Source organism: Polaribacter vadi (assembly GCF_001761365.1).
GTDB lineage: Bacteria > Bacteroidota > Bacteroidia > Flavobacteriales > Flavobacteriaceae > Polaribacter > Polaribacter vadi.
In genome coordinates this window covers 1,271,483-1,297,593 of the sequence record NZ_CP017477.1, presented here as the reverse complement: position 1 = coordinate 1,297,593, position 26,111 = coordinate 1,271,483, and the positions used below count along the sequence as shown (strand labels likewise).

25 protein-coding genes are annotated in these 26,111 nt (G+C 28.7%); 6 read left to right on the top strand and 19 right to left on the bottom strand.

From position 1 onward, the window contains the following. Nucleotides 1-61: 61 nt before the first annotated feature. The 5 genes from LPB03_RS05735 to LPB03_RS05715 all read right to left on the bottom strand — a co-directional run bounded on the left by LPB03_RS05735 (nt 62) and on the right by LPB03_RS05715 (nt 3,892). Nucleotides 62-847 (bottom strand): SDR family NAD(P)-dependent oxidoreductase, encoded by a 786-nt coding sequence (locus tag LPB03_RS05735; protein ID WP_065318847.1) that lies wholly within the window; start codon nt 845-847, stop codon nt 62-64. 81 nt (nt 848-928) lie between these two features. Then, a complete protein-coding gene (locus LPB03_RS05730; RefSeq protein WP_065318848.1) occupies nt 929-1,444 on the bottom strand; it encodes a GNAT family N-acetyltransferase in 516 nt (171 codons plus the stop codon). 17 nt (nt 1,445-1,461) lie between these two features. Next, nucleotides 1,462-2,346, bottom strand: coding sequence for a KPN_02809 family neutral zinc metallopeptidase (ypfJ, locus tag LPB03_RS05725; RefSeq protein ID WP_065318849.1), 885 nt, complete (start codon nt 2,344-2,346; stop codon nt 1,462-1,464). 123 nt (nt 2,347-2,469) lie between these two features. Beyond that, nucleotides 2,470-3,477, bottom strand: coding sequence for a transglutaminase domain-containing protein (locus tag LPB03_RS05720; protein WP_065318850.1), 1,008 nt, complete (start codon nt 3,475-3,477; stop codon nt 2,470-2,472). Nucleotides 3,478-3,481: 4 nt separating this feature from the next. Continuing rightward, entirely contained in the window at nt 3,482-3,892 is a 411-nt protein-coding gene (locus tag LPB03_RS05715; protein WP_065318851.1) for a carboxypeptidase-like regulatory domain-containing protein, read from the bottom strand. A 223-nt stretch (nt 3,893-4,115) separates the two neighbouring features. On the opposite strand from LPB03_RS05715, the gene LPB03_RS05710 reads away from it, so the two are divergent. Then, complete coding sequence (locus LPB03_RS05710; RefSeq protein ID WP_083187073.1) at nt 4,116-4,850, top strand: DUF6263 family protein; 735 nt, start codon at nt 4,116-4,118, stop codon at nt 4,848-4,850. A 103-nt stretch (nt 4,851-4,953) separates the two neighbouring features. Here the strand turns inward: LPB03_RS05710 and LPB03_RS05705 are convergent, their stop codons facing one another. From LPB03_RS05705 to htpG, 5 genes are all read right to left on the bottom strand, one after another. Continuing rightward, nucleotides 4,954-6,189 (bottom strand): DEAD/DEAH box helicase, encoded by a 1,236-nt coding sequence (locus LPB03_RS05705; RefSeq protein WP_065318852.1) that lies wholly within the window; start codon nt 6,187-6,189, stop codon nt 4,954-4,956. Between the two features lie 56 nt (nt 6,190-6,245). Beyond that, a complete protein-coding gene (locus LPB03_RS05700; RefSeq protein ID WP_065318853.1) occupies nt 6,246-7,052 on the bottom strand; it encodes an SDR family oxidoreductase in 807 nt (268 codons plus the stop codon). Between the two features lie 39 nt (nt 7,053-7,091). Beyond that, nucleotides 7,092-7,397 (bottom strand): hypothetical protein, encoded by a 306-nt coding sequence (locus LPB03_RS05695; RefSeq protein WP_065318854.1) that lies wholly within the window; start codon nt 7,395-7,397, stop codon nt 7,092-7,094. A 68-nt stretch (nt 7,398-7,465) separates the two neighbouring features. After that, nucleotides 7,466-8,278 (bottom strand): amidohydrolase family protein, encoded by an 813-nt coding sequence (locus LPB03_RS05690; RefSeq protein ID WP_065318855.1) that lies wholly within the window; start codon nt 8,276-8,278, stop codon nt 7,466-7,468. 127 nt (nt 8,279-8,405) lie between these two features. Then, the gene (gene htpG, locus LPB03_RS05685) at nt 8,406-10,316 is read right to left on the bottom strand and encodes a molecular chaperone HtpG (protein WP_065318856.1); all 1,911 of its coding nucleotides are present in this window, start codon (nt 10,314-10,316) and stop codon (nt 8,406-8,408) included. 181 nt (nt 10,317-10,497) lie between these two features. Here htpG and LPB03_RS05680 point away from each other — a divergent pair, with 181 nt between their 5' ends. Beyond that, nucleotides 10,498-11,505, top strand: a complete 1,008-nt coding sequence (locus LPB03_RS05680; RefSeq protein WP_065318857.1) for a 3-oxoacyl-ACP synthase III family protein — start codon at nt 10,498-10,500, stop codon at nt 11,503-11,505. A gap of 345 nt (nt 11,506-11,850) precedes the next feature. Here LPB03_RS05680 and LPB03_RS05675 read toward each other — a convergent pair whose 3' ends face one another. Further along, entirely contained in the window at nt 11,851-14,262 is a 2,412-nt protein-coding gene (locus tag LPB03_RS05675; protein WP_065318859.1) for a TonB-dependent receptor, read from the bottom strand. 146 nt (nt 14,263-14,408) lie between these two features. On the opposite strand from LPB03_RS05675, the gene LPB03_RS05670 reads away from it, so the two are divergent. After that, nucleotides 14,409-14,771 carry a CoA-binding protein gene (locus LPB03_RS05670; RefSeq protein ID WP_065318860.1) on the top strand — a complete coding sequence of 121 codons (363 nt, stop codon included), beginning with the start codon at nt 14,409-14,411 and terminating at the stop codon, nt 14,769-14,771. 34 nt (nt 14,772-14,805) lie between these two features. Here the strand turns inward: LPB03_RS05670 and LPB03_RS05665 are convergent, their stop codons facing one another. The 5 genes from LPB03_RS05665 to pyrR are packed head-to-tail and all read right to left on the bottom strand — an operon-like array spanning nt 14,806 to nt 17,888. Next, entirely contained in the window at nt 14,806-15,723 is a 918-nt protein-coding gene (locus LPB03_RS05665) for a ribonuclease Z (RefSeq protein WP_065318861.1), read from the bottom strand. After that, a complete protein-coding gene (locus LPB03_RS05660; protein ID WP_065318862.1) occupies nt 15,720-16,040 on the bottom strand; it encodes a T9SS type A sorting domain-containing protein in 321 nt (106 codons plus the stop codon). Before LPB03_RS05660 ends, LPB03_RS05665 begins: the two co-directional genes overlap by 4 nt. Before the next feature lie 12 nt (nt 16,041-16,052). After that, entirely contained in the window at nt 16,053-16,385 is a 333-nt protein-coding gene (locus LPB03_RS05655; RefSeq protein ID WP_065318863.1) for a hypothetical protein, read from the bottom strand. Nucleotides 16,386-16,416: 31 nt separating this feature from the next. Continuing rightward, a complete protein-coding gene (locus tag LPB03_RS05650) occupies nt 16,417-17,346 on the bottom strand; it encodes an aspartate carbamoyltransferase catalytic subunit (RefSeq protein ID WP_065318864.1) in 930 nt (309 codons plus the stop codon). A gap of 2 nt (nt 17,347-17,348) precedes the next feature. Beyond that, nucleotides 17,349-17,888 carry a bifunctional pyr operon transcriptional regulator/uracil phosphoribosyltransferase PyrR gene (pyrR, locus tag LPB03_RS05645; protein WP_065318865.1) on the bottom strand — a complete coding sequence of 180 codons (540 nt, stop codon included), beginning with the start codon at nt 17,886-17,888 and terminating at the stop codon, nt 17,349-17,351. A gap of 312 nt (nt 17,889-18,200) precedes the next feature. On the opposite strand from pyrR, the gene LPB03_RS05640 reads away from it, so the two are divergent. Then, a complete protein-coding gene (locus tag LPB03_RS05640; protein WP_231953139.1) occupies nt 18,201-19,547 on the top strand; it encodes a tetratricopeptide repeat protein in 1,347 nt (448 codons plus the stop codon). A 158-nt stretch (nt 19,548-19,705) separates the two neighbouring features. After that, nucleotides 19,706-20,980 (top strand): GAF domain-containing sensor histidine kinase, encoded by a 1,275-nt coding sequence (locus tag LPB03_RS05635; protein ID WP_065318867.1) that lies wholly within the window; start codon nt 19,706-19,708, stop codon nt 20,978-20,980. A 9-nt stretch (nt 20,981-20,989) separates the two neighbouring features. Here LPB03_RS05635 and LPB03_RS05630 read toward each other — a convergent pair whose 3' ends face one another. Continuing rightward, a complete protein-coding gene (locus LPB03_RS05630; RefSeq protein ID WP_065318868.1) occupies nt 20,990-21,424 on the bottom strand; it encodes a DUF6265 family protein in 435 nt (144 codons plus the stop codon). Nucleotides 21,425-21,518: 94 nt separating this feature from the next. Between LPB03_RS05630 and prfA the strand changes: the two genes are divergently transcribed. Beyond that, the gene (gene prfA / locus LPB03_RS05625; RefSeq protein WP_065318869.1) at nt 21,519-22,595 is read left to right on the top strand and encodes a peptide chain release factor 1; all 1,077 of its coding nucleotides are present in this window, start codon (nt 21,519-21,521) and stop codon (nt 22,593-22,595) included. A 185-nt stretch (nt 22,596-22,780) separates the two neighbouring features. Here the strand turns inward: prfA and LPB03_RS05620 are convergent, their stop codons facing one another. Beyond that, nucleotides 22,781-24,427 (bottom strand): solute:sodium symporter family transporter, encoded by a 1,647-nt coding sequence (locus LPB03_RS05620; protein ID WP_065318870.1) that lies wholly within the window; start codon nt 24,425-24,427, stop codon nt 22,781-22,783. Between the two features lie 3 nt (nt 24,428-24,430). Continuing rightward, nucleotides 24,431-26,092 carry a glycosyl hydrolase 53 family protein gene (locus LPB03_RS05615; protein ID WP_170324198.1) on the bottom strand — a complete coding sequence of 554 codons (1,662 nt, stop codon included), beginning with the start codon at nt 26,090-26,092 and terminating at the stop codon, nt 24,431-24,433. Nucleotides 26,093-26,111 lie beyond the last annotated feature (19 nt).

The window sequence follows — 26,111 nt, the reverse complement described above, 5'->3', positions numbered from 1 at the left end:
CTAAAAACAAAAACCTCTTTGCAATTGCAAAGAGGTTTTCTACAAGTTCTCAAAAAACGTTCTAACTATTATTTGGTTCTTGCATTTTTCTTATTTGTTTTAAAAGGATACTCTTTGGTGTTACAGGAATTGCTTTCATCATTATTTTCTGAGCGAAAGAAACTCCAGAAATAATTTCTAAATCGCCATTAATCATAGCATTATAACCATCTTCTGCAACCTTTTTAGGATCTGCTGTACTTTTAAACATATCAGTTTTATCCATTCCAGATGTTTTGCCAAAATCGGTTTTTGTAGCACCTGGCATTAAAGCAGTTACAGTAACATTTGTATCATGTAATTCTTCTGCAATTGCATTGCTAAAAGAAGTTACGTAAGCTTTTGTAGCAAAATACACAGCTTGCATTGGGCCAGCCATTAAACTTGCAGTAGATGAGATATTTAAAACCTTACCACTATTTTTTTCAACAAAATCTGGTAAAAATTTACGAGTTAAATCTGTTAAAGCAATAATATTTAGTTGAATCATGGATAAATCTTTATCCCAAGGTCTTTCATGAAATTTACCAATTCCACCAAAACCAGCATTGTTAATTAAATAATCGACTTCAATTTTACTAAATTTCACAAAATTATAAACTTCAAGTGCTGCATTTGGTTCTGTTAAATCTTTTTCAATAACACTAACATGAACTCCATATTCTTTTTCTAGTTCCTCTTTTAAAGCTACTAATTTCTCTTTGCTTCTGGCAACAATTACTAAATCTCCACCTTTTTTAGCATGAATTTTTGCAAACTCCTTTCCTAAACCATTACTTGCACCTGTAATTAAAGCCGTTTTTTTCATTTATTTTTGCGTTGATTGAGCATCAAAAGTAAAGCTACATTCTTTAAAGCATTAACGCAAAAACATAAAATTTTAACGGAATCAGAATTCTAAGTACAATACATAATTTGGTCGGGTTTCAGTTTTTGTAAGTGGAAAATTATAAGTTGCTGCTTGTGTAAAACCAACTTTTTTGTAAAAATTAATGGCTTTATGGTTTTCTACCCAAACATATAACCAAACTCCAGATTGCTTATTTTCTTTGCACAACTTAATATTAAAGTCCATTAGTTCTTTCCCTAATTTAAGATTGTAAAACTCTTTTTTTAGGTACAAACGCTCCATTTTAGTAACGTTTTTATGTTCTAAATTTTCATTTTCAGTATTAAAAATAACTTTAGAAAAACCAGCAATTTCATTTTTATAGTAGATTAAATGATACTGATAATTAGGATTAGAAAGTTCTTTTACAAAGTTTTCTTCATTAAAATTATTGGCAATATAATTGTATATTATTTCTTTACTGGCTGCATGTCCATGAGCTGGTAAAAAAGTTTCAACACTTAATTTCGATAAAAGAAACGCATCTTTAACAGTCGTTTTTACAATTTTAATCATCAATAAAAAATAAAAATTTATAAGGAATTTGTGTTAAAAGTATCTCCTTGATTAATGTCACCAGTTTCAAAACCTTTTTTAAACCAACGCATTCTTTGAGCAGAAGTACCATGTGTAAAAGAATCTGGCACCACAGTTCCTGAAGATTGTTTTTGCAAACGATCATCGCCAATTGCAAAAGCAGCATCTAAGGCTTCTTGTAAATCTCCTTTCTCTAAAATTAAATCCATGTTTTGAGCATGATGTGCCCAAACACCTGCTAAAAAATCGGCTTGTAATTCTAATTTTACAGAATAACTATTGTATTCTTTTTGACTTACTTGACCTCGAAGTTGTTGCATTTTATCTGTTGTGCCCATCAATTTCTGAATGTGATGCCCAACTTCATGTGCAATTACATAGGCTTGTGCAAAATCTCCAGGTGCATTTAACCTGGTTGCCATTTCTTCAAAAAAGCTTAAATCGATATATAATTTTTGATCTCCAGGACAATAAAATGGACCAGTTGCACTTGATGCAGAACCACAAGCAGAAGAAACCGAATTTCTAAAAAGTACCAAAGTCGGTTCTTTATAGTTCGGAATTATTTTGTTCCAAACATCTTCTGTACTAACTAAAACACGATTGCTAAATGTTACCAATTCATTTTCTGATGCAGAGCCTTTATAATTTGTGTTTTGAATTTGATTTGTTGCACCTCCAGAAATAAACTGTAGTGGATTAAAACCTGTAAAATACATGAGTCCTAAAACTACAGCAACAATAATTAGCCCTTTTTTAGATGTAACTAATTTCAATAATAAGCCAATTAACATTGGACTTAGTCCACCTCCAGATCTTCCAGAAGACATTCCTCTTCTATCATCTACATTACTACTTTTACGATTGCTTCTCCACTTCATATATTTATTTTTTGGAGCTATAAAATTACTCTTTATTTATAAATTCTAGGAGTGCTTTTGTGGAAAAAAACAACTTTTTCAAATTTTAGTATTTATTTTTATGAAATTTTAATTTGACAAACATCATCTTGAAATCTCAAAAGTATAGGTTGCAATTATTTTTTGTTGATGATATAAATGCACATCATAAAAACCTCTATTTTTAAATTGATACGTTATTGCCAATTTTTTATCCTGTAAATTAATTTCAGGTTGTACAGTTCTTTCATTGCTTCCAGATGAAATAACGAGTTTTAAATCATCAACTTTAATCTCTTTTTTTAGTTGATATTCAAATGTAAAAAAAACATTTTGTTTGATTTCTTGATGCATTTTAGTTGGATATAGATGCGTTTCTAAAAAATTATAAGCTTCTCCATATAAAAGTGGCATTTCTATAAATTCTTGTAGAGTAGGGGTTTTATCTTTTAACAAAGAAAACTCTTTTTCAATCGGAAAATGATTTTTAAAAAATAGTTGAGGTGCTGTTAAAAAATAACCTTCATTAAACTGAAAATAGAATTTACCTTCTTCAGGAAAAGAGATTCCTGTTGCCCAAGTTGGGTCGCACAAATACCATTTTTCGTTAATTTTAACTAGATTCCAAGAATGATTTGCTTCTGTAAGTGTGGTGAAATCAACAGTACTAGTTCTGCCAAAACCATTTACAATTTTGGCTTCAATACCAACAATAGTGCACATTTCTTTGAGTAAATATGCGTATCCAGTACAAATGGTTTTCTTTCTTTTGAGTAATCTTTTAAACAATAGTGTTTTAAATTCAGAATTCCATTCGTGCAAACGAATGGAATCTTCTTGAAAACGTTTTCTTTTTCGCTTATTTTTTGTGTATAAACCAAAATCATTAGCAATATTATTACAAATCCAAACATAAATAGAACGTAATTTTTCTACATCAGTCTCTAAATCTTTGGTAATATTAAAAGTGATTTCATTTAGATTTAGTAAGTTTTTGCTTCGATACGATTTTGCAATACCATCTGCTTTTGAGAAATTGATGTTGTTAAAATCAGCTTTTTGCGCAAAACAAATATTGACAAAGAAAATACATACAAAAAGAGTTTTTTGCATATTTTTATTTGTTTTTAGATTTTTTAGAGGAATAACGTTTATTGCTATTTAAAGCCCCAAAAATCTGACTATCATCTTCTACTAATGTGATGTTTAAAACCGAAGAATTTTCTTTAATTTTTATATTTTGTTTTGCTAAACCCAAATAAGAAAATACTAAAATATCGCCAACTTTTAATTTTTTCGGGAATGTGAATTCTCCTTTTTTATTAGTCGTGGTTCCAGTTCTTGTTCCTTTTAAAAGAATATTTACACCATCTAATAATGTTGTTTTATCATAAGTTTTACCTTTTACAGTTCCTGAAATTTCTATTTCTTGTGCTTGTAAAGTAGCTGTAAAAAAGAAAAATGATACGCAAAAAGCGATGCAAGTAAATTTCGACTTGTTTAATGAGATTGTTTTAAATGTTTTCATAATAGTATGTTTTTAAATTCATTTCAAACTTATAGGTTTAAGGATGTTTTTAAAAATGATATTGAGTAACTGATTCATTTTTAAAGGTTAAAGTTACTTTTTATTTAGGGAACTCAACAATCAGAAATGTTGTTTTTTTGATATTTTTTTATCAACTTAAAAAACTATTTAAAAATAAAGTATATTCGCGCAAAAAAATAATATTAAACTACAATTTTAAAAAATGAAAAAATTAATTCTTTTATTGTTCGTTGTTTCTGCAAACATTTCTTTGGCTCAAGAAACGGCTTTACTTCGTTTAAATTATGAAAAAGGTGCTACTTACGATGTTACTATGAACATGTCTCAAGATATGGGAGCTGTAATGTCTATGGGAATGGGTATTACTATAAATTTGAAAATTACAGAAGTATATGAAGATACGTATGATAGTGAAATGAAATTTACCAAAATGACAATGGATATGTTGCAAGGAGGTAATGCTATAAGTTTCGATTCTACTAAAAGTGAGGAAGATTTGGATGCTGGAGGAAAGCAAATGAAAACACAAATGCAACCAATGTTAGACGCTTTAATGTATGCAAAAGGAAATAATTTAGGTGAAATTTTAGAGATAAAAATTGAGCCAAATGTTATGGGAATGGAAGATATTGCAAAACAATCTAGCAATGTAGTTTACCCAAAAGAGGCAGTGAAAGTTGGTGACAATTGGTCAATGACTAAAGAAGAAAAAGGCATGAAAATGGACTTTGTTTATACTGTAAAAACGATTTCTGAAAATGATGTAATTTTAGATATTTCTGGCGAAATTTCAGGAATAGCTACTGGTAAAATAACTGGAGATATGCAAATTGATGGAGCTTCTGGGATTCCTGTAAATTCAAATATAAATATGTCGATGAATGTAAGTGGGCAAGAAATGATATCTAAAGTAACTATGAAAACAATAAAAAAATAGGTTTTAACCATATTTATAAAAGTAAAAAGAAAAAAGTTTCATCATTTTTAAAATGATGAAACTTTTTTTGTGGGATAAATTTAATTAATCTTTCAAAGTTTAATTAATACCAACGTTTTTTATTCTTTTTAGAATTTTCAGATTTTCTACCTTTTTTATTTTGGCTAATTGTATTGGGTTGTAGTTTTTTGTGTTTTGGTTTGTTGATGATAAAAGGATGATCTGTAATAATTTTAATTGGTTTTTCAATTAAAGCTTCTATCGTTTTAATATAACCATTTTCATCTGGTGAACAAAATGAAAAAGCAATTCCAGATTTACCAGCTCTACCAGTTCTACCAATTCTATGAATGTAGGTTTCTGGCACATTTGGAATATCAAAATTGATAATCGCATCTACATTTGTAATGTCAATTCCTCTTGCAGCAACATCTGTAGCAATTAAAATATTAACTTTTTTATTTTTAAAATCAATAATCGCTTTGTTTCTTACGATTTGAGTTTTATCACCATGAATACTCGTTACTTTATAATCATTTTTTAAAAGTGTTTGTTCTAATTTATCAACGCCCATTTTGGTGCGTCTAAAAATGATAATTTTTCCGTTAATTGTATGTCTCAATAAATTTAAACACAACTCTGTTTTATGCTTTTTTGGTAGATAATACAATAACTGACCAATGTTTTTTGCAGTAGTTTCTTGAGGATTTATATCAACTTTAACTGCGTTTTTAATCACAGATTTTGCTAACTCATCAATTTTTTCAGGAATAGTTGCCGAAAATAATAAGGTTTGTTTTTTTCTTGGTGTAAGCTTTTCAATTCTTTTTACATCATTGATAAAACCCATATCTAGCATTAAATCTGCTTCATCTAAAACAAAGATTTCAATGGAGCTTAAATCGATATAACCTTGTAAATGCAAATCAATTAATCTTCCTGGAGTTGCTACTAAAATATCAATTCCTTTTGCTAATTCTTCTTTTTGAGGTTCTAAAGAAACCCCTCCAAAAACAGCAGTAGTAGTTAATGCTGTGTATTTGCTGTAACTTTTAAAATTCTCTAAAATCTGAATTGCCAACTCACGAGTTGGTGTAACAATTAAAGATTTTATCTTTTTAGTTTCATTTTCATCAACTTCTTTATCCAGCAACAATTGAATAATTGGCAACGCAAAAGCGGCTGTTTTTCCTGTACCAGTTTGTGCAGAAACAATTACATTTTTTTTCGATAAAACTAAAGGAATTGCTTGTTCTTGAACTAAAGTTGGTGTGTGAAAACGCTCTTCAGCAACTGCTTTTAAGATGGATGTTTGGAAAGGAAACTCAGTAAACTGCATTGATTATTTTTTTACAAAGGTAGTTTAATTGAAACAATCGTTTTCGAAAATTTTTACTACTTTTTACGGCCAGTAAAAGCGTCCATTGTTTTGTAAATTCCTAAAGCAGAACCTGCAAACCAATCAAAAAAGTTGATGGACATTGTTGCTTGCCCAATTTTTACAAATCTGTATAAATAACCAGGAATTGTAACCATTTTTTTATTTTTCTCGATCGCTTTAATAATTGTTAAAGAAGCTGCTTCAGGTTCTAGAATTTTTATTTTAGATGATTTTACGCCATCAAACATGCCTGTATTAATATAGTAAGGCATTATTGTAGTTACTTTAATGTTCTTTTTAAGCTGTTTCATTTCAACACGCAAACTATCAGACCAGCCAATTAAAGACCATTTACTTGCTACATAAACTGCCATTTTTGGATTCGAGATTAAACCTCCAGAAGAAGCAATATTACAAATATAACCTGTGTTTTTCTGCAACATATCACTTAAAAAAGCTTTGGTGATATACATTGGAGCATTGGCATTAATTGCCATTGTTTTATCAATTTCATTACTTGAATGCTCATGAAAATATTTACCAACAATAATACCTGCGTTATTAATAATAACATCAACAAAACCAATTTCTTGTTTCACTTTTTGTGCAGTTTCTTCTATTTGTATTGGGTTTGAAACATCCACAGCAAAACCAGAAATCTCGCCAAGGTTTTTGAATTCTGCTATTGTGTTGTCAATTCCTGTTTGGTTGATGTCCCAAATGATCACTTTTGCTTTTCGTTCTAAACACAAACGAACCATTATTTTACCAATACCAGAAGCACCTCCTGTAATTAAAACTGTTTTGTTTGTTAGTTGCATTTCGTTTGTAGTGGTTAATTTTTAATAAAAGTAAACTATTTAAAATCCTTTTCCGAAAAATTTAGAAATATCAAAATAATAGGAAACTTTTTCGTCATTTTCTTTTTTAAATTCTAAAACATCAAAAGGTTTCTTTTTCTTATTAAAAGTTAAAGATTGACCTAATAATTGGCAATTTGAACAAACTTTTCTAGCATATTCATACTCTTCTGAAATGCTGTTTACTATAATTGCTTTTTCAAATGAACTCCCATCTCTATCAATAGTGGAAATATTCTTTGTTGAAGAGCAGGAGGCTAAAATTAATAAGCAAATTATGAATCCGATTTTTTTTATTGCTTTCATATTTTTTCAAAATTTATTAATCAATTATTATTACTATTATTATTAGTTTCAATTTAAAATATACTTTTTTACCTCAATTCCTTAACATCAATTTTAAACAATTCTGCAGCATTTTGCCAAAGAATTAATTCTTTTTTATCTTCGGGTAAATCTAATTGTTTCATAAATTGTAAATACGATTTCATGTTAGAAATTGGCCAATCTGTTCCATATAATAAATATTTTGGGTTCCCAGCATAAATAATCATTTCTTCGATTTCCTTTTTCATGTAACGTTCGAACTTGTAAGAAAAATCGCCTAAAACCAAACCAGAAATATCTGCATACACGTTTTTGTTTTTATAAACAACTTCCATGCAATCCTTAATCCAAGGATTCCCAACGTGACAAATTACAATTTTTAAATCTGGATAATCTACAGCCAAATCATCAATATGTAAGGGATGAGAATATTTTACTTTTCCATTGGGTGCATACGTATCTCCAGAATGAAACATCACTGGCACATCATATTCAATAGCCATTTCATACACAAGTTTAAAGCGAATATCATTTGGATAAAAAGGTTCGTAACCAGGATAAAATTTTAAAGCTTTTATATGGCCTTCTTTTAGATATTGACTAATTTCTATGATGTCTTTATAATTATAATGCAAATAACTAATGCCTGCAACAACACCTAAATTTTTATATCCTTTTACAGCTTCCACTACTTGTTTTGTGCTGGGTCTGTGTTCGTTTACTTTGTAAGATGATAAAATAAGGGCATAGTCTACATGGTTGTCCTTCATTGTGTTAGATAATAAATCTAAACTTTCGGTAATTGATGTTACTCTATCTTCATGATAATTATTAAGGTGCGTGTGTACGTCTATAATCATTTTTAATATTGATTTTTGGTTGATACTAAACTACTGTTTTTAAACGAAAAAACCTCCAAGTTTTCACAAGGAGGTTTAAAATATTTATGAGATGCTGAAGTAAATTCAGCATAACAAATTATAGTTTTTACTTAATCAATTCGTAAGAACGCTTAATAAAACTCGTCAACTCTTTACCATGTAAAAGGTTTTGAGATAATTTTGCTAAATCAAAAGCTTGAGAAATTAAGTGTTTCTGAGAAGCTTCATCTTTTTCGTTTAAGATGTTCGCAATTAATGGACTATTTGTGTTTACCACTAAATTGTACATATCTGGGAAATTACCCATTCCCATCATTCCTCCACCACCAGAAGCTTGCATTTCTTTCATTCTACGCATAAATTCTGGAACCGTAATTATAAAAGGAGAAGCATCAGAATCCATAGCTTCTAATTGAACTGTATACGTTTCTTTAGGAACGTTTGCTTCAATAATTGGCTTTAAAGTTTCTTTTTCTTCGTCAGATAATTTAGAAATTGTAGTTTCATCTTTCTTGATTAAATTATCAATAAAATCTGAATCTACTCTCGTAAACTTCACTTTAGCATCTCCACCTTCTAATTTCTGCATTAAATGCGAAATAATTGGTGAATCTAATACTAAAACTTCATAACCTTTAGCTGTTGCAGCTTCAATATAACTGTGTTGTGCTTCTTTATTTGAAGTATATAAAACTACGTGATTCCCATCTTTATCAGTTTGAGCATCTTTTGTTTTTTCAATTAATTCATCAAACGTAAAATAAGAATCTGCAACTGTTGGATACAATGCAAATTTCTTTGCTTTGTCAAAGAATTTATCTTCAGACAACATTCCATATTCAATAATTACTTTAATATCGTTCCATTTTTTCTCAAAATCTGGACGATCTTTTTTGAATAAAGAAGATAATTTATCAGCAACCTTTTTAGTAATATATCCTGATATTTTCTTTACAGCACCATCAGCCTGTAAATAAGAACGAGAAACATTTAAAGGAATGTCTGGAGAATCAATAACACCTTTTAACATTTGTAAAAAGTCTGGCACAATTCCTTCAACATTATCAGTTACATACACTTGATTTTGATATAATTGAATTTTGTCCTTTTGCATATCCATAGAAGTGCTCAACTTTGGGAAAAACAAAATTCCTGTTAAGTTAAAAGGATAATCAACATTTAAGTGAATGTGAAATAAAGATTCTTCAAATTGCATTGGATACAATTCTCTATAGAAATTCGTATAATCTTCATCACTTAAATCTGCAGGCGCTTTTGTCCAAGCAGGTTCAGTATTATTAATGATATTATCAACCTCAATTTGTTTGTGAGGTTCAGTTGTTTCTTTTCCGTCTTTATCTTTTGTAGTTGCAGGCGTAAAATCTGGATCGTTTACTTTTTTAGTTCCAAATTTAATTGGCACTTGGTTAAAACGATTGTATTTGTTTAGTAAACCTTTAATTTTATCTTCTTTTAAAAAGTCTAAAGAATCTTCTGCAATGTGTAAAACAATTTCTGTACCTCTGTCAGATTTGTCATGCTCAACCAATGTGTATTCAGGAGAACCATCACAACTCCAATGTGCAGCAGGTTCGTCTTTAAAAGATTTTGTGAAAATATCTACTTTTTCTGCTACCATAAAAGCTGAGTAAAAACCTAAACCAAAATGTCCGATAACACCTGTTTCGTTTTTATCATCTTTATATTTTTCTAAAAATTCTTCAGCTCCAGAAAACGCAATTTGGTTGATGTATTTTTCAACTTCATCCATTGTCATTCCTAAACCTTGATCTTTAATTGTTAAGGTTTTTGCTTTCTCATCAATAGAAATTGTAATTTTTGCATCACCTAATTCTGTTTTAGCTTCGCCAATAGAAATTAAGTGTTTCAATTTTGTAGTTGCATCTGTTCCGTTAGAAATTAATTCACGTAGAAAGATTTCGTGATCAGAATACAAGAATTTTTTTATCAGTGGAAAAATATTTTCTACAGATACATTAATATTTCCTTTTGCCATTTTATATGTATTTAATTTGACTTTTTTAATTGTGATTACAAGTAGTCAAAAAAAATACCAAAGATTATATTATGACAAGATGACAGAAAGAAACAAAAATCCAATAATAGTTTATAAATTGAAAATTCACTATTTTTGTATGTTAAAAAAAGACAAATAATAAAATACAGCTCAATAAATTATGTATAATTCAAAAATCACTGGTTTAGGATATTATGTTCCAGAAAATGTTGTAACCAACAACGACTTAAAAGAGTTTATGGATACTTCAGATGAATGGATTCAAGAACGAACAGGAATCAAGGAAAGAAGATGGATAGATCCAAAAACCGATGACAATACTTCTTCAATGGGTGCAAAAGCTGCAAGAATTGCCATTGAAAGAGCAGGTTTAACAAAAGATGATATCGATTTTATTGTGTTTGCAACTTTGAGTCCAGATATGTATTTTCCAGGAGGTGGAGTTCGTGTGCAAGATATGTTAGAGATGCCAACTATTGGTGCTTTAGATGTTAGAAACCAATGTTCTGGGTTTATTTATGCAATGTCTGTGGCAGATCAATTTATAAAAACAGGCATGTATAAAAACATCTTGGTAATTGGTGCAGAAAATCATTCTGGAGGTTTAGAAAAATCGACTAGAGGTAGAGGAGTTACTGTAATTTTTGGTGATGGAGCAGGAGCAGCAATTTTATCTAGAAGTGAAGAAAAAGGTAAAGGAATTTTATCATCTCATTTACATTCAGAAGGTTCTCATGCAAGAGAATTAATGTTAGATGGCCCAGCAACTGGAAGATGGGTTCCAGAAATTATTGCAGAAAATAACCCAGAAGATCAATCGTATTTTCCTTATATGAATGGGCAATTTGTATTTAAACATGCAGTTGTTCGTTTTTCGGAAGCTATTGTAGAAGGTTTAGAAGCCAATAATTTAAAGAAGGAAGATATTGATATGTTAATTCCTCACCAAGCGAATTTGAGAATTGCACAATTTATTCAAAAGAAATTTGGTTTGAGTGATGATAAAGTTCACAATAACATTCAAAAATATGGAAACACAACTGCAGCTTCTGTAATTATTGCCTTAACTGAAGCTTGGGAAATGGGTAAAATTAAAGACAATGATTTGGTTGTTTTAGCTGCTTTTGGTAGTGGTTTTACTTGGGGTTCTGTTGTAATTCGATGGTAAGTTTTTCCGATATTTAAAATGATGAAGAAAAAATATAAAGTACTATTATTGATATCAAATATTTGCTTAATTGTAATTGGTATGAATGTTTTTATGAATTTTATTCCTTTTGGAAGCTCGAAAATAAATTCAATTTTAATTTTATTTTTTTGTTTAATCAATGTTTCTTTAGCGCTAAAAGCTTCCTTTGATGCCACTAATGAAAAGTGATTTTTTTTAATACGAATAAAATTATGTGTTAAAAAAATAAGCATTTAATTTTGAAAAGGGCAAAATCAAAAAGAAGTCATTAATATTTTTAATGACTTCTTTTTTTAATATAATTTAAAATATTTTTTAAAACGATTACAAAACGCCTCCACTTCCTTGAGTTTCGTTTTCTTCTCTATATTTTCTTGCTCTTTCTCTATTTTTACCTTTCCCAAAATTATAAGTAAAACCTAAATATATACTGCTATATTCTAAAGTATATTGGCCATTTTGCTCAAATGGATTTGTGCTTAAGAAATTTATTTTATAGCCATCAAAAATATCTGTTCCTCTTAAAGTTATTGAACCATCACCCTTTAAAATTGAATATCTTGCAGAAAGATTTACTAAATAGTAATCATCAACCTTCGCTAAAACAGTTTCATTTTTTCCTCTGTAGGAAGCTGATAAACTAAAACGAAGTTTGCTAGTAGCTTTAAAACTATTGCTAACTCTTGCAGTAAACAACGTATTATTAGCTACTTCTAAATTATTATTAATATATCCTTGATTGTCTTGAAAATAAAGATTTGCACTTGGTCTTAAAGTCCACCAAGAAAAAGGTTTAAAGCTAGATGAGAATTCAAATCCATAGCTTTCTGCACTATCAAAATTTGCGTACGAAATTATTTGTCGGTCTTCGTTTGTAGCATCAACATTAAAAATTCTTCCAATTAAATTTGATGTTCTTCTATAAAAAGTGCCAAGATTTATAGACCCTTTTTCAAGAGTTCTTGTATAATTAAGTTCGAACGAATTGGTAAATTGTGGCACTAAATTCCTGTTTCCAACAGAAATAGATAAAGGAGAATTCCATTCTTGAATTGGTGTTACTTGCCCAATACTTGGTCTGTCTACTCTTCTGCTATAACCTATTTGAAATTGATTTTTTTCTGAGGGTGTAAAAGTTAAATAAGTTGATGGATAAACGCTAAATATTTTATCTGAAATGGCTTCTAAATTAGCTTGCTCTGTATTAGAAAATTTGCCATCTAAAGCAAATTGCTCAAAACGCAAACCTACTTGCCAACTTATTTTTTTATATTCTTTAGAAAAATTGATGTACCCTGAATAAATCTCTCTATCGTAAGTTAATGCTGAGTTTCCTTGACGAATAGATGGCTGGCCTGCTCCAGTTTGTATTTCTTGACTAGTTTCTACTGCGTTAAAAACATTTTGAATTCTAGCTTCTAAACCCAATTCTAAAACACCATTTTTTAAGGGTTTTGCGTAATCTAAATTTGCTAAAAAGATGGAGTTATCACTTACAGTTGTATTTGTAAAATTGAATTCTCGATTGTTTCTATTTAAATTTTCGGTAATATTATCTTCTTGTGGATTGTCGGTTTTAGTATAGTTTACTTCAAACTCAATATATTCGCCATCTTCTTTAAAATCTAATTTATAATCTAAATTATAAGCAGTTTCTCTGTTTTTAAAGATTGATAAATTTTCTGAATCAAAAATTAAATTTCCGTCAAAAACTGTTTTTGTATCTACAAAAAAGTCGGTATTTGTATTGCTTTGTGTGGTATAAAAAGAAAGTGTGTTTTTTGGATTGATGTAAAAATCGACACCAATTTTAGCGAAATTGGTGGTGGAGTTATCTAAAAAATTAATGTCCTGTTTTAAATCTTTATCCAATCTGTTTAAAAAAGAAATAGTTTCGAACTTTCCAAAATCTAAACCATAATTCCCATAAAAATTGAATTTATGAACTCTATAATTAAAATCAAAAGAACCAGTTGGTCTCGTATTTATGCCTTGTTCTACACCCAAAGTTACACTTCCATTAAAACCAATAGACGTGTTTTTTTTCAGAATAATATTAATAATACCACTCATTCCTTCAGGATTATATTTCGCTGATGGATTGGTAATAATTTCAACACTTTTTACAGATGAAGAAGGAATTTGTTTTAATAATTGAGCCGAAGATAAGTTGGAAGGTTTACCATCAACCAAAACCCTTACATTATTATTACCCCTTAAATTAATGGTGCCGTTTTGAAAATCTACTTGTATAGATGGAATATTTTCTAACAATTCTAAAGAATTTGAGCCAGTTGCATTTAAATCTTCACCAACATTATAAACTTTTCTATCAATTTTTTGTTCTGTTACAGAAATTTCTGCATCAACAACAACTTCATCTAAATTTACTATAATTTCTTGAAGATAAATTTTAGACAAATTAAAACTTGGTTTTTTTTCGCTTAGCAAGATTTTTTTATCAAAACTCTTATAGCCAATAAATTGAATATTTAAAAAAATGGAGTCTAAAGGGAGTTGAGTTATTTTAAATTCACCTTTTTTATTTGTAACACTACCATTTAAAATAGTATTGTGTTTGTCCTTACAAACTATTGTTGCGTATGCAAGCTTTTTGTTTGATTTAGAATCCAATATGATACCAGATATAATACCTGTATTTTTCTTATTATTTTGTGAAACAACAGTAATTGCAAACAAAAAACAAAATAAGAAACTAATCTTTTTTATTTCCATATGTAGGCTTAGTAATACTAAAACGTAGAGGTAATTAACAATTTTTTAACAAAAGTATCATTTTTTATTTAAGTATATTTAAATTATTCAATTAAAATTACAAATTTTATAATTGATTTTAATTTTGTTTAACCTATTTTAGAATTATGAATAATACAACATTAGTAATTGGTGCTTCCACAAATCCAAATAGATATTCAAATATTGCTATAAAAAGACTAAGAGATAAAAACTTATCAGTTTTAGCTTTAGGTTTAAGAAAAGGAAAAGTTTTGGATGTTGATATTGATGATGAAAAAGTGGCTTATAAAAACATCGATACTGTTACTTTATATTTAAATCCTAAAAGACAGGAAGAGTATTATGATTATATTATTAGTTTACAACCAAGAAGAGTAATTTTTAATCCTGGAACAGAAAATATGGAGTTTATAAAACTGTTAAAAAATAATCAGATAGAATCTGAAATTGCTTGTACTTTAGTATTGTTATCTACAAACCAATATTAAAATATTTCTGTTGATCTAAAAAAAATAAGAGAATTTATTGAATCGTAAAAACCTTTCCAGGGATTGCTAATTCTGAATTTTCAAAAATTTCTTGTGCTTCTTCTTTAAACAAGTCAATATTCTTATATCGTCCTGAATAATGCCCAACAACTAATTGACCAACATTAGCATCCTTGGCAATTTGTGCAGCTTCTTTTGATGTGGAATGTTTTGTTTTTTTTGCCAATTCTTGTTTGTCAGCTAAAAAAGTAGCTTCATGATATAAAAGATCAGCATTTTTTATGATAGGAATAATGTTTGGTTTATAGACTGTATCACTACAAAAAGCAAAACTTAATGCTTTTTTTGGTGGTAAAGTAAGTTCAGCATTTGGAATAATTTCTCCAGTTGATAAAACAACATCTTTACCAGCTTTTATATTGTTAAAATCAGCTCTATCAATTTCATCATAATTGTTGATGTTATCAATATGTAATTTTAAAGGCTTTTCCTTTTCAGTAAATAAATAACCATTTGTATAAACTCTGTGTTTTAAAGGAATTGTTCGCACAGAAACTTTATCGTCTTCAAAAATTAGTTCACTTTCTTTGGATGTTAATTCGTGAAAAATCATTGGATATTTAGCATGACTTTCAGAGATTTTTAACTGTAACAGCGTTACTTTTTTAATGCCTTTTGGACCATAAATATGCAATTCTTTTTCTCTTCCTAAAATTCCATAAGTAGATAATAAACCAACCAAACCATAAAAATGATCTCCATGCAAATGAGAAATAAAAATATGATTTATTTTAGTGAAACCAACTTTATACTTACGCATTTGACGTTGAGTGCCTTCACCACAATCTATTAAAAAATGGCGGTTATTTATTTCTAAATATTGTGAAGTAGGAAAAGCATTTGCTCTAGGAGTTGCTGAATGACAGCCTAAAATAGTAAGGCTTAAACTCATTGAATTACAAAACGTTTAGAAGTAATACTTTCTTCGTTTTGAATGCTATAAATATACATGCCAGCAGCTAAATCGTTTTTGTAAAAAACAATAGCATTTTTACCAATTTTAGTTTCATATTCTTTTTTAAATACAGTTTTACCTAAAACATTTTTAACTTTTAAAGTTATAGTCGATTTTGTTGCTGTATAAAATGTAATATTTGTACTTATAGTAAAAGGATTTGGAGCTGTAGAAATATCTTCAATTGTTTTTTCTTGAGAAAACCCAAGAAGAGAAACAAATAATAAAAGTGTAAAAAGTAATTTTTTTATCATGATTTTTGGGGTTTAAAAGCCTAATTCTCTTTCCATATTTTCCATTTCTATAATATCTTCTGCTTCAATTAAAGTAGGTACAATATTAAAGTTTTCAGGAAAATCATCCATATTTACAGCGTCAGAAACAATAACAAAAGATGTTTTTTCTTTCTTTTTTTCTGCTGCAACATCTAAAAATAATAAAAAATCTTCTTTAGTTATGTTTATTTTATCAGAAATTTTTAAAACGATATGTTGTTTTTTATAAATTGCTACTTTTTCTAAAAATAAAGCATAGAATTCTGAGAATGAATTTTCATCCGAAGAAATAAGTATATAAGACTCTTTATTTTTGATGTTCATTTTACATTCTATTTATTCCAACTTCTAACTTTTACCTTTTAATTTGCTGCGCTAATAAATAAATTACAGCCATTCTTACAGCAACACCATTTTCAACTTGATTCAATATTATAGATTGATCAGAATCTGCAACATCACTTGTAATTTCTACACCTCTGTTAATGGGTCCTGGATGCATTATAACAATTTTCTTGCCAAGATTGTCTAAAATTTCTTTATTTATGCCAAAAAGTTGTGTGTATTCTCTGGTAGATGGGAAATATTTTATATCCATTCTTTCATTTTGCACCCGTAAAACATTGGCAACATCACACCATTCTAAAGCTTTTTTAAGATTAGTTTCCACTTCAACTCCTAAACTTGTAATATATTTTGGTATTAAGGTTGTTGGGCCACAAACTTTTACTTGAGCACCTTGCAATTGCAATGCAAATATGTTTGATAAAGCAACTCTAGAGTGTAAAATATCGCCTATAATTACAATCTTTTTTCCTTTTACAGAACCTAGTTTTTCTCTAATAGAATAAGAATCTAATAAGGCTTGCGTTGGGTGTTCATGCGTTCCATCTCCAGCATTTATAATTTTTGCATTTACGTGGTTTGATAAGAAAACACCTGCACCAACATTTCCATGACGCATTACAACAATATCTACTTTCATAGCTAAAATGTTGTTTACGGTATCAATTAAAGTTTCTCCTTTTTTTACGGAAGACTGCCCAGCAGAAAAATTAATAACATCTGCAGAAAGCCTTTTTTCTGCTAATTCAAAAGAAAGTTTTGTTCTTGTACTGTTTTCGAAAAATAAATTGGCAATCGTAATATCTCTTAAAGAAGGTACTTTTTTAATAGGTCTGTTAATTACTTCTTTAAAATGATCTGCAGTTTTAAAAATAAGGTTAATATCATTTTCATTCAGATATTTTATGCCTAATAAATGTTCTACGCTTAATGTATCCATATTTATGTTTGCTCAATATATACAGCATCTTTTTTATGTGTTTCTTTCCAAGAAACTAATACTTTTTCTTCGTTAATGGCATCTACTTGTCTGCCTCTATAATTTGGTTGAATTGGCAAGTGTCTGCTAAATCGTCTGTCAATTAACACTAATAGTTCAATAGAATCTGGTCTTCCAAAAGATTGAATTGCAGTTAAAGCAGCTCTAATACTTCTACCAGAAAAAAGTACATCATCTATAATAACCACTTTTTTATTTTCTATTAAAAAATCGATTTTTGTAGTTTCTGCAGCTAAAGGTGTGTCTTTTCTTCTAAAATCGTCTCTGTAAAATGTAATATCTAACAAGCCCAATTTTAAATCTTTAATATTGTAAGCTGTTTTTAACAAATTTGCTAATCGATTTGCCAAAAAAGTTCCTCTAGGTTGCAAGCCAATTAACACAGTATTAGAAAAATCGTTATGATTTTCAATTAGCTGGCAAGCCAATCTATGAAGGATAATTTCAATATCTTTTGAGTTTAATAAAGTTTTTTTGCTCATAAGAAAGCTATCAAATTTAAGAGGATAGTTGCTAGAATCAAAATTAAGGTAAATAAACGTATGCGCAAAATATAAGCAGGCTCGAATTTAACAAAATATCATAGATTTTACTCATCAAAAGTAAGTTTTAATATTTTTAAATGAAGTAAGTTCAATTCTTATCAATTTAATATGTTAAAAATTTTTCGTATATTTCTTGTTAATTAAATTGTTGAAAACAAAAAATCCTTTTTAATGTCTTTCAAAAGAGTTGTAGTATTTTAGATTAATAATTCGAATCTAGTAAGTATGTCTTTAACAAAATTTGAATCGATGCTCAAAACCAAAAATGTCTATTTTTTTGATTTGGATGAGTTTGAGGATATTATTATCCAATATTTAGATATGGGTAAGCACGCGCTTGCAAAACAAGCAATTAAGTTAGGTTTAGAACAACATCCTGAATCTACTGACTTGAAATTTTTTCAAGTTGAGATGCATGTCTTTGATAATGAGGTTGATAAAGCCATTTTAATTTTATCGAAAATAGAAGAATTAGAACCAAATAATTTTGAAGTTTATACACAACGAGCTCTTATAGATTCTAAATCTGGTAATCATGAAGAAGCAATTAACAACCTAAAAAAAGCACTACCCATTACATTCGATAAACCTTATGTATGGACTTTAATAGGGATGGAATGTTTGTATTTAGACGATTATGAAAACGCACGTTTAAACTTTATAAATTGTATAAATGCACATATTGATGATTATCTTGCACTTTGTAACATTGTGTATTGTTTTGATATGAAAAAAGAACATAAAGAGGCAATTATATATTTAAATAGCTACATAGATAAAAACCCATATAGTGAAGTTGCTTGGCATCAATTAGGATGCCAACATTATATTTTAGGTAATTATAAAGATGCTTTAATTGCTTTTGATTATGCTCTTTTAGTTGATGAACATTTTATTGGTGGTTATTTAGAAAAAGCAAAAACGTTAGAAGAATTAGGCGAATACCAAGAAGCTATTGATAATTATTTAATAACGTTAAATATAGACGATCCTACAGCATTTGTTAATATTAGGATTGGAGAATGTTATAAAAAATTAGACAAATATGATGCTGCAATTTCGTACTATAAAAAAGCCGTTCACGAAGATCCTTTATTAGAAAAAGGTTGGATTTTACTAGCTGATATTTATTATGATGATAAAAATTACCAAAAAGCAGCCTATTATATTGCAGAAACCTTAAAGATAGATGATGATAATTCTGCTTATTGGAAACGATATTCAGAAATTAAAATGAAGCTTAATTTTTATGAAGAAGCAGTATCTGGTTTCGAGAAATGCTTGGAGCTAGGGAATAACGATCTTGAAATTTATATAGCTTTAGTTGATGTATTATCGTTTTTAGGTGATTTTAATAAAGCGATTTCAGTCTTGTATGATGCTCAAAAAATATATAAAAACTTTGCTGAAATAGAATATAGATTGGCAGGTTTGTTTTTGACTTTAAATAATGAAAATTATGGTTTTAATCATTTAATTGTAGGGCTAAATTTAGATTACGAATACCACGTAATTTTAAAAGAAATTTACCCAATTGTTTTAGACAATAAGAAAGTTCAAAAACTAATCATCGATTTTAAAAAGGATTTGGAGTAGTTATATATGTTTCTGCTCTTTTTTTATTACCTTAAAAATAAATAAAAGTTGATTTATCAAATTTTCAAACCATTTTAATTTCAAACTTATTATTAAAATAAACCTACTTTTGTGGTTTTTGATTAATTGTAAGTAAAAACAGCCTAAAAACATTATAAATGAATACTCAAAAAAGCGAAAAAGATAAAATTATCGATTATCAATTACGCTTTCAAGATTTATTAATTAGTATTTCTACAAAATACATTAATGCAGATTTATCTAAAATAGATGAACTTATAGAAAAATCTTTAAAACAAATTGGAGAGTTTGTTGGTGCTGATAGAAGCTATATTTTTACGTACGATTTTAATAAAAATACTACAAAAAACACCTACGAATGGTGTAATAAAGGGATTGAAGCAGAAATCGAAAACTTACAAGAAATACCCTTAGAACATTTAGATTTTTGGTTAAATTCTCATAAAAATGGTGAAGCATTTTATGTAGAAGATGTAAGTCTTTTACCTAAAGAAGGTAAATTAGGATTATATAATATATTACAACCTCAGGGAATTAAAAGTTTAATTGCCATTCCTAAAATTAAAAATGGCGAGCTTATAGGTTTTGTTGGTTTCGATTCGGTTAAACAGATTCATAAATATACAGAAAATGAAAAAAACATTCTTTTTGTTTTCGCAAATATGCTTGTAAATGTCATCCAAAGAAAAGAGCAAGAAGAATTAATTAAACAACAAAAAGAAAAAAAAGAAGAATTATTAAAAAGTTTATCACTCCAAAACGAGCAATTAAATGATTATGCTCAAATGGTTTCTCATGATTTAAAAGCGCCACTTATAAATATACATACTCTAATTACTTGGTTTAAAGAAGATAATAAGATAATTTTAGAAAAGAGTTCTATAGCGCCTTTAAACGAAGTGTTGTTTAATGTAGAAAAGTTAGATTATTTAATTAATGGAATTTTAGATTACTCAACTATAGATAATCAAAACTCTGAAAATCAAACAGTCAATTTAAATTCTATTATTCAAGAAGTTTTAAAATTAATTTTAATTCCTGAACACATTACCATTAAAGTTCAAGAAAATTTACCGATTTTAAGAGGAAATAATTGGAAATTTAGTCAACTTTTTCAGAATTTAATCCAAAATGCCATTAAATACAACAACAAACCAAATGGAAATATTGAAATTGGTTTCACTGAAAAAGAAAATCAGTATCAGTTTTTTGTAAAAGACAATGGAATTGGTATTAAAGCTGCTTATTTTGATCAAATTTTTAAAGTTTTCACTAAATTAGAAAGCACAAGTTCTTCTTCTGGAATAGGATTATCTATCGTAAAAAAAATAGTAACATTTTATAATGGTAAAATTTGGCTTGAAAGCGAAGAAGAAGTAGGAACCACTTTTTATTTTACAATCTCAAAGTAAAAAAGTAATTTAATGCACTTTTTCAAAAATAAAATCTATTCTAAAATCTTCAGCAGAAATAATAGCTTTCAACTGTTTATTGTCTAAAAAATATTTTATTTTTTTAGGAAATTCATTCTGCGGATTTTCGCAAACAAAAGAAGAATCTGTTTGTTCCGTAAATTTAAAAAGCGTGGGTTGTTCATTTATACCTCTTACTTCTAAATATAAAGTATCTTTAATAGTAACAATTGCCAATGTTTCTTGAAAAGATTTTTTTGAGTCTGTAATTGTGTACCCCATTCCAACTAAATTAGTGTTCCACATTTCATAAGTTTGGTTGCCAGGTTTATCGTCCAAACGCTTCCATTCTCCAATTAAAAAAGTAGGTTTTTGTGTTAAGTTGCTATTTTTAGTACATGATAGCATCAACATAAAACAACTAAATAAAAGCAATTTTTTCATTATAGAAAGATTTTTTATCAAATATAGTTAAATGAAAATAAAAAATAATTACGAATAAAATTTGTAAATTCGCACCTTAAGAAAAGAGTAGAAGATGTTAGATAAATTAAGAATTGTTAAGCAACGTTATGATGAGGTTTCTGATTTAATTATTCAGCCAGAAATTATCATGGATCAAAAGCGTTATGCGCAATTGATGAAAGAATATAAAGATTTAGGTGATGTTAATAAAAAAGGTGAAGAATACCGAGAATTAACAGGCAATATAGAAGAGGCTAAAGAAATAATTGCAGACGGTTCTGATCCTGAAATGACAGAAATGGCTAAGATGCAAATGGAGGAAGCCAATACTAGAATACCTCAATTAGAAGATGAAATTAAATTTTTATTGATTCCTAAAGACCCAGAAGATTCCAAAAACGCAGTTGTAGAATTAAGAGCAGGTACAGGTGGAGATGAAGCTAGTATTTTTGCTGGAGATTTGTTTAGAATGTATTCTAAATATTGTGAAAGTAAAGGTTGGAAAGTTTCTACAGTAGATTATTCTGAAGGAACAAATGGTGGTTTTAAAGAAATACAATTCGAAGTTACAGGAAACAATGTGTATGGAATTTTAAAGTTTGAAGCTGGTGTGCATCGTGTACAAAGAGTTCCTCAAACTGAAACACAAGGTAGAGTGCATACATCAGCAGCAACCTGTATGGTTTTTCCTGAAGCAGAAGAATTTGATGTAGAGATTAACCCAAAAGATGTAAGAATCGATTTTTTCTGTTCTTCAGGTCCTGGAGGTCAGTCTGTAAACACAACGTATTCTGCAGTTCGATTAACACATATTCCAACTGGTTTGGTTGCACAATGTCAAGATCAAAAAAGTCAGCATAAAAATAAAGAGAAAGCTTTTAAAGTTTTACGTTCTCGTTTATACGATATGGAATTAGCGAAGAAAAACGCAGAAGATGCTTTAAAACGTGGTTCTATGGTTTCTTCTGGAGATAGAAGTGCAAAAATTAGAACGTATAATTATGCACAAGGTAGAGTTACAGATCACAGAATTGGTTTGTCTTTATATGATTTACCTAATATTATGAATGGGGATATTCAGAAAATTATTGACGAATTGATGCTTGCAGAAAATACTGAAAAACTAAAAAGTTTAGGAGACGGAATTTAAACGACCGAAATTAGCACTCTTTTAAAGATATAAGAGCCTCAAAATTATTTTTGAGGCTCTTTTTTTTACTAAATTGAATAAAAAATACAAAATAAAAAAGCTGAATATTTTAAATATTCAGCTTTTTTTAGGATAAGAGCCAATATAACTATATCCTTCTGTTAATAATTTCTTCTATTTTTTAATTATGCAAAATAGATATAAACACCTATAACAATCACACAAATTATAATACTTACTTGATTCACGTATTTCCAAGGAGAAATATTTACTTGTTTTGTGTACTCTTGTGAATACGCAATTTCTCTTGGTTTTAATTTACCTATTATAAGCATTATCAATATATTTAAAACAAATAGAATTGCCATCACATCTAAAAAATGTGGATATGCTTGTGATTCTATTAACGCTAATTCTGAAGCTTCTATAATTCCGTTTAATTTTGCTTCTGCTAAAGCTGTATTTATAAAATAAGGTTGTAAAAAAAACTGACTAATTATATAGAGCAAACAACCAGATATTAAACCAATTTTAGCAGCAATAGCTGGTACTCTTTTAGTGGTAAAACCAACCACAATAATTGTTAAAATAGGAATACTATAAATACCATTTATTTCCTGTAAATAATCAAACAAACTACCAGCATTTGCAATTAATGGAGCAATACACATGGCTGCTATTGCTAAAATAACTCCAAAGGTTTTTCCATATTTTACGATTGTTTTTTCATCCGCATTTTTATTGATATGTTGTTTGTAAACATCTATACCAAATAAGGTAACAGAACTATTTAAAACACTATTAAAAGAGCTTAAAATTGCTCCAAATAAAACAGCTGCAAAAAAGCCAACCCATTCTTGAGGTAATACTTTTTTCACTAACATTGGATAAGCACTATCTGCAGTTTCTAAACTTCCTTCAAAAATATGATATGCTATTAAACCAGGTAATACTACAATTAATGGCCCTAAAATTTTGATAAATGAGGCCAATAACAATCCTTTTTGACCTTCTTTTAAGTTCTTTGCACCTAAAGCTCTTTGAATAATTTGCTGATTAGTACCCCAATAAAATAATTGAACTAACATCATTCCAGTAAAAATGGTGTAAAATGGTACTGGATCTGTTTTGCTACCCATAGATTTAAATTTCTCTGGATTTTCTGTTACCAATATGTTTAATCCGTCAAATAAATTACCATCACCAATTAGTAATAATCCAAAGAAAGGTATTAATATACCACCAATTAGTAAACCTACTGCGTTTATAGAATCTGAAACTGCAACAGCTTTTAAACCACCAAATACTGCGTAAATAGAACCGATAATTCCTATACCCCATACACAGATCCAAATAGATTGAGTATGTGTAACTCCTAATAAAGTAGGAATATCAAACATACCACTTATAGCTAATGATCCAGAATATAAAATGACAGGTAAAAGCACAACTACATATCCTGTTAAGAATAGTATAGAGGTTAAGGTTTTTGTAGTAACATCAAAGCGTTTTTTTAAAAAACCAGGTACTGTTGTTAATCCGCTTTTTAAATATTTTGGCAATAAATAAACGGCTGTAACTACCATGGCAATAGCCGCTAAAGTTTCCCAAACCATTACAGATAAACCACTTGTATAAGCGGATCCATTTAAACCTACAATTTGTTCTGTAGATAAATTGGTTAGTAATAACGACCCTGCAATAACTCCTGCAGTTAAACTTCTGCCACCTAAAAAATACCCATCAGATGAAGTCTCGGCTGTTTTTCTAGTGGCTAGATAAGAGATTACTGCAACTAAAATTGTAAAGCCTAAAAAAGATAATATTTGCATGAATTAGTTTTTAATAAATTTTATTGATTTCGAATTATTTATTTTTAAGACATAAATACCAGCTATTAATTTAGAAATATCAATAGGTTTAGAAGCACTTTCTTTTTTTATACTTTTAATTAATTTACCTGAACTATCATATATTTTGATCGATTTTAGAACTGAGCAAGAAGATTTTACAGTAATTAAATTATTACTAGGATTTGGAAATACAGAAAACTCTTGTTTATTTCTAACCATTAAATTTTCTACACTTAGTGGAGTTTCATTTTTAAAAGCGTCCATAACAATAGATGGACTTCCATCTGAATCCCAAGCACCTTTGGAATATGAATTCCAATTATTATGTGCGATTGGTTCCCAATAAAAAACACCTAAACCTTGAGCTTGTCTTGTTTTTTCAATCATATATTTTACAAATTGGTGAGAAATTTCTGGTTGATTTGCATTAAAGCCAATTTCTACCATCATAACATCTTTTTGATAACGAGTTTTTAAATCTACCATATTATTATAGGTGTCATCTACCATATTTTTCCAATTGTCTTCATTTGGATATAAAGACATACCTATAATATCTAGTTTATTCGTATTTAAACCATTATTTACTAAACCTCCAATATTCCATCTAAATAAGGGATTATCATTTCCTGTTGCAAGATGTAATATTGTTTTTATATTGGTATTAAAATTTTTAACTGCATTTAAACCAGCATTTATAAATTTAGAATAATTTGCAAAACCACCTGTTGAAGCTTTACCTGTTGTCCACAGCATTCCATCACTTGTTTCATTACCAACTTGAACCCATTTTGGTATGATTCCTTTTTCATTTAACGCATTTAAAATATCTGTAGTATGATTTGCTACAGCTGTTTCTAATTGTGAAACAGAATAACTAGACCAAGCTGCAGGTTTATTTTGTTTTCCAGGATCTGCCCACCAATCACTGTAATGAATACAGACCATAATATCCATATTTAAGGCATTTGCTAATTCTGCTTTTTTTACTAAATCCTCAATATCACACCAACCATTTGCAGCAGAATTTTCTGGATTAACCCAAACTCTTAACCTTACAGCATCTAGTTGATATTCTTTCAGTAAAGGTAATAATTCTTTTTTTGTTCCACTATTATCTTGCCAATCAAAACCTCTAGATTCCATTTCAGTCATCCAACTAATGTCTGCTCCTTTGGCAATAGGGTTTGTACTTAAAACAGTATTGCTTGTATCTTGTAAAACTAATGCAGGAGTATTTCTATAATCAGCTATTGCATTTTGTATCCAACCACCACTTGCATATAAAACAGCTTTTACCTGATAATAATATCCATTAGGTAAATTTTCTGATAAGGTATTTATACTCCCAATAAAAAACGATACTGAATTTTGGGTATTATTACCAACAGGTTGGTTATTAAGCGTAATTTCTTTTACGGTAGATTGATAGGTGTTATTTTCATCTAATATTTCTAAGCCAATATAAATATGATTGCCAGTAGAACCAGTTTCACTTGTATACTTATAATTGATGTTCAAATTAGTTCCTAATAAAGGATTAACCTCTAATGGGTTTTCTCCATAAGAAACAATTTCTATAGATTGACCTGTTAGTAAACAGGTAAAAAAAAGAGACATTATTGTAAGCAAAAATTTATTCATCACACACATCTGTTTTAGT